Source organism: Vibrio sp. 10N.222.49.C9, from assembly GCF_041474985.1.
Taxonomy (GTDB): Bacteria; Pseudomonadota; Gammaproteobacteria; order Enterobacterales; family Vibrionaceae; genus Vibrio; species Vibrio crassostreae_C.
Window position 1 is genome coordinate 21,570 of record NZ_JBFRVD010000036.1, and the last position, 14,167, is coordinate 35,736.

Below are 14,167 nucleotides of genomic sequence, written 5' to 3' on the forward strand. Positions count from 1 at the left end.
TAGTTAGATAATCTGACTTTGTGAAATCCAACCCCGTGTCGGGGGCGAGTACTTTATTCCTGTTTCGAGCGATTTTGTCATGAAATTGTCAGGGATTAGGCTAGTATTTGAGCATCTTTATTATGTCTTCTGTTGCGTTGATCGGGTTGGCTTTTACTGTGACCAATCAGCATACGATATATTCAATGGTTGGCATGATTTGGGACGTTATATACCGCCCATTATGGTGCGCTGTTCGATATTTTGTTTTTCCTTAAAATCGACGGTTTTACGGCGATAAATAGAAAACCAAAAATGTGAGTCAGTTCAAACTATGATTTGGCTATGTTATCACTTACTTAATGGCCAGTAATTGCAATCAATACTTGCAGTTAAAGCCCTGAACAAGTAACGTTGCGGCGTTTTTCACATTAAAAAGGTAATGGCATTGATCTCCACAGCAAATATCACCCAACAATTCGGCGCTAAGCCACTTTTCGAAAATATTTCAGTTAAGTTCGGCGAAGGCAACCGCTACGGTTTAATCGGCGCGAATGGCTGTGGTAAATCGACGTTCATGAAGATCCTATCTGGTGAACTTGAGCCAAGTGCTGGTAACGTAAGCTACGATCCAAACGAGCGCGTTGCTAAGCTAAACCAAGACCAGTTTGCTTACGAAGAATTCACGGTAATCGACACGGTTATCATGGGTCACAAAGAGCTTTGGGCTATTAAGCAAGAGCGTGACCGCATTTACTCTTTGCCAGAAATGAGCGAAGAAGACGGCATGAAAGTGGCTGACCTTGAAGTTCAGTTCGCTGAAATGGACGGTTACATGGCAGAAGCTAAAGCTGGTGAGCTTCTTCTAGCGGTAGGTATTGAAGAATCAATGCACTTCGGTCTGATGAGCGAAGTAGCACCGGGTTGGAAACTTCGTGTTCTATTGTCTCAAGTACTGTTTGCAGACCCGCATATCATGCTTCTTGACGAACCAACGAACAACCTGGACATGGACACCATCAAGTGGTTGGAAGATACGCTAAACCAACGTAACTGCACAATGATCATCATTTCGCACGACCGTCACTTCCTAAACTCTGTTTGTACACACATGGCTGACCTTGATTACGGCGAACTTCGTCTATTCCCAGGTAACTACGATGAGTACATGACGGCTGCGACTCAAGCTCGTGAGCGTCTACTGTCTGACAACGCTAAGAAGAAAGCACAAATTGCTGAACTTCAAACGTTCGTATCTCGTTTCTCTGCTAACGCATCTAAAGCGAAGCAAGCAACGTCACGTGCTAAGCAGATCGATAAGATCCAACTAGACGAAGTTAAAGCGTCTAGCCGTCAAAACCCATTCATCCGTTTCGAACAGTCTAAAGAGCTATTCCGTAACGCACTTGTGGTTGAAAACCTATCTCAAGGTTTTGAAGAAGACCTATACAACAAGTTCGACGGTATTTTCGAAGTAGGTGAGCGTGTTGCTATCATCGGTGAGAACGGTGTGGGTAAAACAACACTACTTAACACACTAGTTGGCGCTCTTGAGCCTCGCACAGGTGAGTACAAGTGGTCTGAAAACTCAAACATCGGTTACTACGCTCAAGATCACGCACACGATTTCGAGACAGACATGAACTTGTTTGATTGGATGAGCCAATGGCGCCAAGAAGGCGAAGACGAGCAAGTTGTTCGTGGCTTCCTAGGTCGTATGCTATTTGGTCAAGACGACATTAAGAAATCTGTAAAGGTTATCTCTGGTGGTGAGCAAGGTCGTATGCTTCTTGGTAAGATCATGATGCATAAACCAAACATCCTGCTAATGGATGAGCCAACAAACCACATGGATATGGAATCTATCGAAGCGCTTAACTTGGCTCTTGAGAACTACAAAGGCACATTGTTCTTCGTATCTCACGACCGTGTATTCGTAGACTCGCTTGCAACTCGTATCCTTGAAATCAAAGATGGCAAGATCAACGATTTCCGCGGTACTTACGCTGAGTTCTTGAAAGCACGCGGCTAAGCTTTAAGTTAGCCTTAGTTTTCAACTCTATGCGTTGGAAATTAAGCTATAAATTGAAAATTAAAAACGCCGTCATACTAAAAAGCATGACGGCGTTTTTGTATCTAGCTAAGTTTCTATGTATTTATCCTTGATGGATCACTAACTATTTACATCAGAACTTTACAATTAGAAGCGGTTAGTGAATCACCAATCAAACCTACGCTTTTTTCCGACTGCTGATTATTCACCTTTCACATCAAAGTCAATCTTGTCTGCACCCGTGAACACTTGGAAGCGTAAACCTTTAGCGCGAGCAATCGTAGTGATGCCGAACTTCTGCGCTAAATCTAAGCCCATTTGTGTAACGCCAGAGCGTGACAGTAGAACAGGGATACCCATCTGAGCAACCTTAATCACCATCTCAGACGTTAAACGACCTGTGGTATAGAAGATCTTGTCTTCACCTGACTCTTTGTTAAGCCACATCTCACCAGCCAATGTATCAACGGCATTGTGTCGGCCAACATCTTCAACAAACGATAGAACCTTGTCGTCTTTGCAAACCGCACAACCGTGCACAGCACCTGCTTTCTTGTAGGTATCGTTGTAATGAGTCAACGCTTCAAGCGCTGTGTAGATTTCAGATTGCTTAATCTTGTTTTGAGGCACTTGGTAATCTTCCAACTGCTTCATCACGTTGCCATACATAGTGCCTTGACCGCAGCCAGAGGTTACTGTCTTCTTCTTAAGCGCTTGCTCAAGTTGGCTTGTATCTTCTTTGGTGATAACCGCAGCAGAGCTGGTTTCCCAATCGATGATAATAGATTCAACCGCTTCCGGATCGGAAAGGAAGCTTTGGTTTTTCAAATAGCCTAATACTAATGACTCAGGACGAGAGCCCAATGTCATTAAGGTTACGATCTCTTTCCAGTTCAACATCACGGTAAGAGGGCGCTCACACGCGATCTGTTTCGTTAGCTTTTCGCCATATTCATCAAACACTTCAACTTCGATTGTCTGAAGAGGGTTCTCACTGGTTTTTATTATGTTTGGTTTTACCACAGTCATTTCCTACTTAATGAGATAGCGATTTTATGAGATAAGAAGTCAACAAGAGCAATAAGGCTCTCATTCATTAATGCGCTAGTTTGTTGATTCGCTATGGCCTAGATTTCGATTATCGTTCTCGAACATGCCATAGATCTGTGAATACATAGCTCTGTGAAGAACATTAGCGAATTAGCTAAAGCAAATCTTATTCCAAAATAACGGGGATTGATGGAAACATGAAGCATTAGATTAAAATAGCGCAAAATATGAGAGTTCACCGGGTGGAGTTGTCTGAAATAACCAGTATCGACTAACGTTATAGTGACAACTTGATAACGAACGCTATAGATACGCTCTCGCAGTTAATCCGTATTGGCGTGTTTATTGCTTTATGGGGTGTATATGAATGCACACAGTACAAAATGTCCTAAGTGCATTCAGACCAAAGAAAATCAATTGGGTGAAGTATGTCTGAGATAAAAGAATTCAAAGAACAATATGAAAAAACAGAAGCAGCTTGGCCAATCGGTGTCCAAAGAATAGAGAAAGAGATCAAAACTGGCATTTGGGTAACAACTCAATGGGAACTCATCGGTTTTGAATTATCACCTGAACATGAAACCCCAGACGTATGTTTGCTTCAGTTGCACAAAGACGAACGTACCGACTACCGCTTCAATCTAAGCTCTCAGCAACCTAAGCTATTCTTAGTTATGGATAATGTTGACTCCGGTAAACCTATTATTCAATTACTGACAGCATCACAAACAGTCGCAGGCCAATACATGGACGGAGATAACCAAGTATTGTCTTACGACATGCCATTGCCTGTACAAGCTTGGATGGAAGCATTCATCGGTCGTCATGGCGAGTTATTAGAAGCAAGACGTAAGAAACGTAAAGGCGCGGGTCGATCAAATGGCAACTAACTTTCTTAGCCGTTGGTCTCAACGAAAGTTCGATGAATCGACTGATAAAGCGCGTGAAGCTGAACAGCCTCTTGAGGAAACCTCGGTTACCTCTCCTGAGTCTGCTTCTCAAACACGCACCTCTGCTGAAGAACTCGCACCAAATGACCCAGCTTCTATCGAGCCAACTAACGCTTTAGAAGAGTCAGGTGACACTAAAGAGTCGGCATCAGAGGCGACTGAAGAGCTGTCTATGGCTCAATTATTGGTATCAGAAGCATCAGAAAGCGTAAAAAAAGCCGCATTACGTAAGTTATTTCTCTCAGAAGAGTTTAACGTACGTGATGGCTTAGACGATTACGATGACGATTACAGTAATCTTAAGTCACTTTCTGAAGGTGTCGCTGAAAGCTTACGTGATTGGGTAAAAGAGAAGGCAGAAGAAGAAACCTCAAGCGAACAAGAGCAAGTCACTGAAAATAAGGAAGAAGGTTCAATTAACAACGCTGAAGAAGCGGAATCAGACCTTGTTGAAAGTGACGAAATTACGGGACAACAAAAAGAACTGTACAAAAACACAGTATCGGATAATTTCGACACCGATGCTATCGAAAATGACCCAAAAGAGGTGGGACAAAATATACCACACAAAGAATAGGTACATTTTGACTAAACACTCAATGAACCGCTTGCGACAAAATGTCCCAAGCGGTTTTTTTATACGCACAATAAACGTTATAAAGAATTAAACCACTGAAATATAAGGCATATTAAATTGGCATGGCATTTGCTAAATAACGTTCATTATCAACTTTTTTGTAGATAGACGAGTTCACGGTCTGACGAGCGGCACACTGGCTAAAGGGTTAGTTGTTAACGGATTACTCAGCAAGTTCTCTATCGCTTACTACAATGAAGGTTGAACAGATTATCCATGTCCAAAGATGGAACTGAGCAATGCTTAAACAATTATTAGAACAAGCAACTTCAAATAACGCGAAAGCAAGGCTGTATGCATTTGAAAATACAGTTGAGTTAACAAACCTAATTCCACCGACAGTCAGTTATGAAAGCGGTGGTAATACGCTGATTATTGGTCCAACGGCGATCATCGAAAGTGCTGCGGCGCAATTGCCTCAGTTAACAAGCCTGACACTGCTTTCAACCGATGGTGTAAAAGCTACGAATACTGAGTCAGAGCTTTACTACGCGAACGCGGTTCAAGTTTCTGGTTTCCTTGGTACGTTCGAAGTTCTTATCGAGAGCAAAGGCCTAACCAATAACCTAGCGAAAGTGGCGATTAATCATGACTGCTTTGATGTGGTTTTGGATTTATGCCTAAGTAGCTGTATGACAGAAGAAGTGCCTGTACCGGGTTATTACCCAGTAGGTCGTGGCTATCCAAAACTTGCTGAAGCACTGGAAGAGATTCCAACGCTTATGGGCACATTTGATAAGCCTAAGTTCTTCCGTCTCGACACTGACCTTTGCGCGCACAGTTCTCGTGGCGTAAAAGGCTGTGAGCGTTGTGTAGATGCTTGTCCTGCTGGCGCACTATCAAGTGAAGGCTCTGATAAGACGGGTCACAAGATTGAGATTAACCCTTACCTATGTCAAGGCGTTGGTACTTGTGCAACTAGTTGTCCTACAGAAGCGATTACCTATGCGCTGCCAAACCCTGATGACACTCAAAAGTTTATTGAACGTACGCTAGCTAATTATGAGCAAGCGGGCGGTCTGGATCCAATCGTACTTATCTGTAGCTCTCGTCATGAGACTTACAATGTAATGGCGCTAAAAGCACTGCCAGATAACGTGATTCCAATTGTCGTAGAAGAACTGCCATCTATTGGTATCGATACTTGGTTTGCAGCTTTAGTTAATGGCGCAACTCAGGTTCTGTTTGCCGCATCTCGCTTTATGCCAGAAACGATCATTCGTGTTCTAAATAACGAAGTAGGGATTGCTCAAGAACTACTAGATCAAATCGGTATTCCAAAAGAAACCATCGATATTCTGTACTTAGAATCTCTACGTGAATGTCCTCCAACACTTTGTGTGGATTCACTCGACCTTGCACTTGGCGGTCTTCAAGGCAACAAGCGCCAACGTCTATTTACAGCACTTGATGCGATGTCTTCAGCTCGTATTCCTGTTGAAAATATTGTTGAGCTTCCGTCAAACGCACCTTACGGCAACGTTTCGTGTGATAGCAAAGATTGTACGTTATGTATGAGCTGTGTGGCTGTGTGTCCGACACGTGCACTTCATACCGACGGGGCTTCTCCATCACTTAAATTTGTAGAACAAGACTGTATTCAATGTGGCTTGTGTGAAAAGGCATGTCCTGAAAATGTTCTGACTCTTACGCCTCGTATGAACTGGGTAAAAGAAGAACGTCAAAAAGCAGTTGTGATTCATGAAGAGAAAGCTGCGGAATGTGTACGTTGCCATAAACCATTCGCACCTCAGTCTATGATTGACATGTTACAGAACAAGTTACGCGGTCACTCTCACTTTTCAGATGAAGCAGCGATTAATCGTATTGCTATGTGTGAAGACTGCCGTGTGGTGGATATGTTCGATTCAATGGCTCAAGACCCATTGAAACAATTGAAATACTAGGAGTTAGCCTTGGAAACGAATTTGGATCAGGCACAAGAACAGACACTAAGAACTGAGATCTATTTGGTTCTATCCGCACTGTTTCGCAGCGCACCTTCTGAAGAGGTGATCGACTTTCTAAAAACACTCGATATTGAAGCGTCTGAAAGCGCAATGCAAAAGGCTTGGATTGCCATTCAACAAGCGGCAACAGAATCAAACCGTGAAGCTCTTGAAGACGAATATCAAGATTTGTTCATCGGTATTGGGCGTGGAGAAGTCGTTCCATTTGGTTCTTGGCATCGCACTGGCGCCATGATGGAAAAACCATTGGCAGAGATTCGTCATGACTTAGAGCTTTTAGGCATTGAGCGTGACGATCAAGTGAAAGAGCCGGAAGATCATATCGCAGCACTGTGTGAAGTGATGGCGATGCTAACGGCTGAAGAAGAAGCACTGCAACAGGCGGTATTCAATAAGCACCTTGGCCCTTGGTTTAACTCTTTCACGCGTCAGCTTGAAGGGGCAGAAAGCGCGAACTTCTACAAATCGGCCGCTCAACTGTGTGAAGCATTCTTAACGTTAGAACAAGTGCGTTTTAGCGTGAATACAAAAAGCAGTAAGCACAAATTAAAGATTGATGTGAAAAACGTCACTGATTACGAGTAATCGAGCAGTACGCGATTATATCGATAGAGGGGCATTAAGCCTCCAAAAAAAGATCTACCGTAAGGTAAGGAAGCAATGATGAAAGATAATAAAGATATAAATACAAGCCGTAGGGATCTACTCAAAGGCTTGACGACTGCAGCCGTTGCTGGTGCCGTTGTCGCTGGTACAACTAAAGTGGCAACCGCTTCAGAAACTGTTGAAATTTCGAAAGAAGACGTGAAGAAGACAGGGTATCGTGAGACGCAACACATTCGCGATTACTACGACACACTTTAGGAGATAACGGATGAAACTTGTCAAACGCTCCGATAGTGTGAGCAAAGAAACCAATCAGCTAGGTGTGTCTCGACGTGCCTTCATGAAAAACACTTCATTAGCTGCTGGTGGCGCAGTGGTAGGCGCAAGTCTATTTGCACCAGGTATGATGAAGAAAGCACAGGCTAAATCAGTCGATCCAGAAGCGAAAACAGAAGTGAAACGTACTATCTGTTCTCACTGTTCTGTGGGTTGTGGTATCTACGCTGAAGTTCAAAATGGCGTATGGACAGGTCAAGAGCCTGCATTCGATCACCCATTCAACGCTGGTGGACACTGTGCGAAAGGTGCAGCACTTCGTGAGCACGGCCACGGTGAACGTCGTCTTAAGTACCCAATGAAATTGGAAGGCGGTAAGTGGAAGAAGCTTTCTTGGGAACAAGCGATTGAAGAGATCGGTAACAAAGCGCTAGAACTTCGTAAAGAGTCTGGCCCTGATTCAGTTTACTTCCTAGGTAGTGCGAAACACAGTAACGAGCAAGCTTATGCATTCCGTAAGATGGCTTCGCTTTGGGGCACCAACAACGTTGACCACCAAGCACGTATTTGTCACTCAACCACAGTAGCCGGTGTTGCGAACACTTGGGGTTACGGTGCAATGACAAACTCGTTCAATGACATGCACAACTGTAAATCGATGCTGTTCATTGGTTCAAACCCAGCGGAAGCTCACCCAGTAGCGATGCAACACATCTTGATCGCGAAAGAGAAGAACAACTGTAAGATCGTTGTTGCGGATCCTCGTCGTACGCGTACTGCTGCGAAATCAGATCACTACGTTTCTCTTCGTCCAGGTTCTGACGTTGCGTTTATCTGGGGTGTGTTATGGCACGTCTTTGCAAACCAATGGGAAGACAAAGAGTTCATTAAACAACGTGTATTCGGCATGGACGAGATCCGTGAAGAAGTCGCGAAGTGGAACCCAGCAGAAGTTGAACGCGTAACTGGTGTTAGTGAAAAAGACGTATACCACACCGCGAAACTACTTTCTGAAAACCGTCCGGGTTGTATCGTTTGGTGTATGGGTGGTACTCAGCACACGACTGGTAACAACAACACACGCGCTTACTGTGTACTTGAGCTTGCGCTAGGTAACATCGGTAAATCAGGCGGCGGTGCAAACATCTTCCGTGGTCACGATAACGTACAGGGCGCAACTGACCTTGGCGTACTGTCAGACACACTTCCAGGCTACTACGGCTTGTCTGAAGGTTCTTGGCGTCACTGGTCAAAAGTTTGGGATATCGACTTTGACTGGGTGAAAGGCCGTTTCGACGACAACGCATACGGCGGTCAAAAACCAATGAACAGTGCAGGTATTCCTGTATCTCGTTGGGTTGATGGCGTACTTGAAGACAAAGACAAGATTCGCCAACGCGAAAACATCCGTGCCATGTTCTACTGGGGTCACGCGGTGAACTCTCAGACTCGTGGTCCAGAGATGAAAAAAGCGATGCAGAAGCTGGATATGATGGTTATTGTTGACCCATACCCAACGGTTGCAGCGGTAATGAATGATCGTACCGACGGCGTTTACCTGCTACCAGCAACGACTCAGTTTGAAACCTACGGCAGTGTAACGGCGTCAAACCGTTCTCTACAGTGGCGTGACAAGGTTGTTGATCCTCTATTCGAATCTAAACCTGACCACGAAATCATGTACCTGCTTTCTAAGAAGCTTGGTTTCTCTGATCAGCTGTTCAAAAACATCCGTGTTGAGAACAACCAACCACTGATTGAAGATATTACACGTGAATTCAACAAAGGTATGTGGACAATCGGCTACACAGGCCAAAGCCCTGAGCGTTTGAAAGAACACCAACAGAATTGGCACACATTCCACAAAACGTCTCTAGAAGCAGAAGGCGGTCCAGCAAATGGCGAGACTTACGGTCTACCTTGGCCATGTTGGGGCACACCAGAGATGAAACATCCGGGTACACACATCCTTTACGATACGTCTAAGACGGTTGCTGAAGGTGGTGGTAACTTCCGTACTCGTTTTGGTGTTGAGTTTGAAGGTCAAAGCCTACTGGCAGAAGACAGCTACTCGAAAGGCTGTGAGATCAAAGACGGCTACCCAGAGTTCAGTGACAAACTACTGAAACAACTGGGTTGGTGGGATGATCTAACTGCAGAAGAGAAAGCGGCTGCTGAAGGCAAAAACTGGAAGACTGACGTTTCAGGTGGTATCCAACGTGTGGCAATTAAACACGGCTGTATCCCATTTGGTAATGCGAAAGCACGTGCGATTGTTTGGACATTCCCAGACCGTGTACCACTGCACCGTGAGCCACTTTACACGCCACGTCGCGACCTAGTTGCTGATTACCCAACGTGGGACGACAAAGAAGCTATCTTCCGTGTTCCTACGCTTTACAAGTCGATTCAAGAGCAAGACAAATCTGGCGAATACCCGATTATCCTGACCTCTGGTCGTTTGGTTGAGTACGAAGGTGGTGGTGAAGAAACCCGTTCTAACCCTTGGCTAGCAGAACTACAGCAAGAGATGTTTGTTGAAGTGAACCCGAAAGATGCAAACGACATCGGCTTTAAAGACGGTGACGATGTTTGGGTTGAGGGTGCAGAGAAGGGCCGTATTAAGGTGAAAGCGATGGTTACACGTCGTGTGAAACCGGGTCTGGCATTCATCCCATTCCACTTCGGTGGTAAGTTCCAAGGCGAAGATTTGCGTTCTAAATACCCAGAAGGCACTGATCCTTACGTTATTGGTGAAGCTGCTAACACAGCAACCACATACGGTTACGACCCTGTCACGTTGATGCAGGAAACGAAAGTAACCCTTTGTAATATTCGTAAAGCGTAAGGAGTCTTAAAATGGCTAGAATGAAATTTCTTTGTGACACCAAGCGTTGTATCGAATGTAACGGTTGTGTCACTGCATGTAAGAATGAAAATGATGATGCTCTGGAATGGGGTATTCAACGTCGTCGCGTTGTGACACTGAACGATGGCGAACCAGGTGAAAACTCTATCTCAGTAGCGTGTATGCACTGTACTGATGCGCCATGTATGGCAGTTTGTCCTGCAGACTGTTTTGAACATACAGAAGACGGCATCGTACTTCACAATAAAGACCTATGTATTGGTTGTGGTTACTGCTTGTTTGCTTGTCCGTTTGGCGCACCTCAATTCCCTAAACAGGAAGCGTTTGGTGAGCGCGGTAAGATGGACAAGTGTACCTTCTGTGCTGGCGGCCCAGAAACAGAGCCAGGTTCTGTTGAAGAGCGTCAAAAATACGGTGCGAACCGTATTGCTGAAGGCAAACTGCCAATGTGTGCTTCGCTTTGTTCAACTAAGGCACTGCTAGCGGGTGACGCAGAGAAAGTTTCTGATGTTTTCCGTCAGCGTGTTGTTGAACGTGGTGCGAAAGGTGCAGGTTGGACAGACGGCAACGACCTTTCTTACGATGCGACTAAGAGCTAAGTAGGAGAGACATATGCTTACAATGTTTAAGCGTCTCTTCCTTGTAGTGCTGCCAATGTTGGCAGCACTAACAATGCTTTCTCCTATGAGTCATGCATCTGAGACGAACTCATCACAAACTCAATCGAGCTCTGCTCAACGAGAAATCACACAACTTGCTGGCGCCGATTTTTGGCGACAAGTGAGAAGCGGTGAGGAAGGTTACACCACATCTCAATCAGCTGAGCATGGTGTGTTGATCAGTACTCCAGGTCAAACGTGGTACATATTGAAAGAGAAGTGGATGTCACCAGCCGGTGCCGTCGCTATCTTTGGCAGTATTGCTTTCGTGACTTTGATGTACGTTGTGATTGGCCCGCTAATGCTAAGCGCGCCAAGAACAGGCCGTAAGATCAAACGTTGGTCTCGACTAGACCGTGCCTTGCACTGGAGTATGGCGTTTACCTTCTTAACACTGGCGTTCAGTGGTTTGATGTTGGTTTACGGTAAGCACTTCTTGAAGCCGTACATTCCAACAGACCTTTGGGGCTTCATCGTTCTACTCGCTAAGCAATACCATAACTACATCGGCCCAATTTTCTATGTGCTGTTGATGGCTGTTCTTATCAAGTGGTGGCGTAAGTCTATCTTCAAGATGGTCGATATCCAGTGGTTCATGAAACTGGGTGGTATGGTCGGGAAACATAAAGGTTCTCATCCATCTGCAGAGTTTTCGAACGCGGGTGAAAAAGCACTGTTCTGGCTATTGATTGTTATGGGTAGTGTGGCTGCGATCAGTGGCTTGGTTTTAGACTTCCCAATCTTCGGTCAAACCCGTCGAGATATGGAGCTCTCAAACCTAGTCCACATGTTGGCTGCTTTGATCCTTATCTGTGGTTTCGTGTTCCACATCTACATCGGCTTGTTCGGTATGGAAGGGGCACTAGAAGGCATGGTAACAGGCGAAGTTGATGAGACTTGGGCTAAAGAGCACCATGATCTTTGGTACAAAGAAGTGATGGAACAAGAGAAAAACGGCGTTGAACAAAGCGCTAACGCAGCAACAGAGAAAACGGAAGGGGTGAATAAGAATGAACAAACCTCATAAAGGTATTTGGGTCGCTTACATACTAAGCTGCTTTACGCCATTTACTTGTCTTCTCTCTGGTGTGGTTGCCATCATCTACGCGGGCTATCGTTTAGATAAAGGTGAAGACGGCGAAGTAGTGGATACCCATTACTACGGCTTGATTCGCTCGTTCTTCTTGAACTTGACGTTCTTTGTTGTACTTATCGTGACAGTAGCGACCTCTAATGGCGTGTTGATCGGTGTGAACGATTACTGGTATCAAAATCATATTATCGATGACATCGCTTACTACATACCGTATGTAGGCATGTTGTTCGGTGGTGTTGCGATTGTGGTTTGGTTTATCCGTATGTATCAAGGCATGCAGCGTTTAAGTCAAAACCTACCGCAAAACCCGTCGACAGGACCAAACCTGTAACGCTGAGACGTTAATGACATATCTAAAGAAAGCCCAGTGATTCATTGAACTGGGCTTTTTGTTTTTAAGTCCCCGGAACCGTAAATAGTTGTCAGCCGCTATCTGCATCAGAACCTACTTATTGACCGCTTCAATATGGTGCAACTCCCTTATTTGGTGCAATTGTCGTTGCGATTTTTTTTTGGTGTAAAGGACCATAAAAGTGCACCTAAATATTTAGACTTTAATAATCAATAAGTTAAAAACAAAACCTGTTGCACGAAAATTACCCCTCATACTTGGAACGCATCTTGCGTTCACTGTTGAGTCTTTAATTAATTACAACATTGAATCGCACGATATCAGTGCAAATCAGATAAAGCGAAGGAGAATGCTTTAATGAGTGAAACGGTGACTCAAGTTCATAGTGCAGTACAAACCCTTACCCAAAGTTCAGATACTTTATTCCTATTACTCGGCGCAATCATGGTCTTCCTGATGCATGCTGGCTTTGCGTTTCTCGAAGTCGGTACCGTGCGAAAGAAGAACCAAGTCAACGCGCTGGTTAAGATCCTTTCCGACTTTGGTGTCTCCGCCATTGCTTACTTCTTTATCGGTTACTGGGTTGCTTACGGTGCACACTTTTTTGCAGACGCAGAAACACTTTCGCAAGGCAACGGATATGAACTGGTTAAGTTCTTCTTCCTAATGACATTCGCAGCGGCAATTCCTGCGATTGTTTCTGGTGGTATCGCAGAGCGTGCTCGTTTCTATCCAATTTTGATTGCGACACTGTTTACGGTTGGTTTCATCTATCCATTTTTTGAAGGCATCATTTGGAACGGCAACTTTGGATTCCAAGATTGGCTAGAAGGTCAGTTTGGTTACGTGTTCCATGACTTCGCAGGCTCGGTAGTGGTTCACGGCGTAGGTGGTTGGATTGCTTTGGTCGCAGTTTACTTCTTAGGGATGCGTAAAGGTCGAATCCGTGCAGGCAAACACACCAACTTCGCACCATCGAATATCCCATTCTTAGCACTAGGCTCTTGGATCTTATGTGTGGGTTGGTTTGGCTTTAACGTGATGTCAGCTCAAGCGATCAATGGCATCAGCGGTCTCGTGGCAATGAACTCTCTCATGGCCATGGTTGGCGGTATTCTTGCGGCTCTAATTGCAGGTAAAAATGACCCGGGCTTCATCCACAATGGTCCTTTGGCTGGTCTCGTCGCTATCTGTGCGGGCTCAGATTTGATGCACCCACTTGGCGCTTTGGTGACGGGCGGTGTGGCAGGTGCGCTGTTTGTTTACCTATTTACTTATATGCAAAACAAAACACAGATCGATGATGTACTGGGTGTATGGCCTCTACACGGCGTATGTGGTGCCTGGGGTGGCGTTGCTGCTGGTATCTTCGGCCAACAAGCTTTCTGGGGTCTAGGCGGCGTGAGCTTTGCTTCTCAGTTGATTGGTACAGTCGCAGGTGTTGCTGTTGCTTTCGTCGGCGCGTTAATCGTATACGGTGTGTTGAGCAAACTAACAGGCCTACGCTTAAGTGAAGAAGATGAATTCAACGGTGCGGATCTTTCTATCCATAAGATCTCTTCTATCAACGAAGACTAACGTTGTTCACTTGGTGGGGTAAAGCACATCAAGTAGACAACTGTTGAACAGAACTAAGCGGCTTCGGTCGCTTTTTTGTTTCTATGGATAGC

At 44.9% G+C, this 14,167-nt stretch carries 12 protein-coding genes; 11 read left to right on the forward strand and 1 reads right to left on the reverse strand.

Annotated elements, in window-relative coordinates; genetic code table 11:
• The first annotated feature begins 427 nt into the window (after positions 1-427).
• Positions 428-2,011, forward strand: coding sequence for an ABC-F family ATPase (locus AB4585_RS15695; RefSeq protein WP_372154528.1), 1,584 nt, complete (start codon positions 428-430; stop codon positions 2,009-2,011).
• 222 nt (positions 2,012-2,233) lie between these two features.
• On the opposite strand, the gene fdhD is transcribed toward AB4585_RS15695, so the two are convergent.
• A complete protein-coding gene (fdhD, locus tag AB4585_RS15700; protein WP_137001783.1) occupies positions 2,234-3,055 on the reverse strand; it encodes a formate dehydrogenase accessory sulfurtransferase FdhD in 822 nt (273 codons plus the stop codon).
• A 455-nt stretch (positions 3,056-3,510) separates the two neighbouring features.
• Between fdhD and AB4585_RS15705 the strand changes: the two genes are divergently transcribed.
• From AB4585_RS15705 to AB4585_RS15750, 10 genes are all read left to right on the forward strand, one after another.
• Positions 3,511-3,972, forward strand: a complete 462-nt coding sequence (locus AB4585_RS15705; protein WP_017059618.1) for a DUF3305 domain-containing protein — start codon at positions 3,511-3,513, stop codon at positions 3,970-3,972.
• Positions 3,962-4,609 (forward strand): DUF3306 domain-containing protein, encoded by a 648-nt coding sequence (locus tag AB4585_RS15710; RefSeq protein WP_372154527.1) that lies wholly within the window; start codon positions 3,962-3,964, stop codon positions 4,607-4,609. Before AB4585_RS15705 ends, AB4585_RS15710 begins: the two co-directional genes overlap by 11 nt.
• A gap of 299 nt (positions 4,610-4,908) precedes the next feature.
• The gene (locus AB4585_RS15715; RefSeq protein WP_372154526.1) at positions 4,909-6,576 is read left to right on the forward strand and encodes a 4Fe-4S dicluster domain-containing protein; all 1,668 of its coding nucleotides are present in this window, start codon (positions 4,909-4,911) and stop codon (positions 6,574-6,576) included.
• 9 nt (positions 6,577-6,585) lie between these two features.
• Positions 6,586-7,224 carry a molecular chaperone gene (locus AB4585_RS15720; RefSeq protein ID WP_017059621.1) on the forward strand — a complete coding sequence of 213 codons (639 nt, stop codon included), beginning with the start codon at positions 6,586-6,588 and terminating at the stop codon, positions 7,222-7,224.
• 78 nt (positions 7,225-7,302) lie between these two features.
• Positions 7,303-7,503 carry a twin-arginine translocation signal domain-containing protein gene (locus tag AB4585_RS15725; protein ID WP_008217926.1) on the forward strand — a complete coding sequence of 67 codons (201 nt, stop codon included), beginning with the start codon at positions 7,303-7,305 and terminating at the stop codon, positions 7,501-7,503.
• A 10-nt stretch (positions 7,504-7,513) separates the two neighbouring features.
• The gene (locus AB4585_RS15730; protein WP_017063869.1) at positions 7,514-10,369 is read left to right on the forward strand and encodes a formate dehydrogenase subunit alpha; all 2,856 of its coding nucleotides are present in this window, start codon (positions 7,514-7,516) and stop codon (positions 10,367-10,369) included.
• An 11-nt stretch (positions 10,370-10,380) separates the two neighbouring features.
• A complete protein-coding gene (fdh3B, locus tag AB4585_RS15735) occupies positions 10,381-10,989 on the forward strand; it encodes a formate dehydrogenase FDH3 subunit beta (RefSeq protein WP_004742271.1) in 609 nt (202 codons plus the stop codon).
• Positions 10,990-11,002: 13 nt separating this feature from the next.
• Positions 11,003-12,076 (forward strand): formate dehydrogenase subunit gamma, encoded by a 1,074-nt coding sequence (locus tag AB4585_RS15740; RefSeq protein WP_372170223.1) that lies wholly within the window; start codon positions 11,003-11,005, stop codon positions 12,074-12,076.
• Positions 12,060-12,476 carry a hypothetical protein gene (locus AB4585_RS15745; protein ID WP_048658737.1) on the forward strand — a complete coding sequence of 139 codons (417 nt, stop codon included), beginning with the start codon at positions 12,060-12,062 and terminating at the stop codon, positions 12,474-12,476. Before AB4585_RS15740 ends, AB4585_RS15745 begins: the two co-directional genes overlap by 17 nt.
• Positions 12,477-12,854: 378 nt before the next feature.
• Positions 12,855-14,075 carry an ammonium transporter gene (locus AB4585_RS15750; RefSeq protein WP_017059625.1) on the forward strand — a complete coding sequence of 407 codons (1,221 nt, stop codon included), beginning with the start codon at positions 12,855-12,857 and terminating at the stop codon, positions 14,073-14,075.
• Positions 14,076-14,167: the final 92 nt, after the last annotated feature.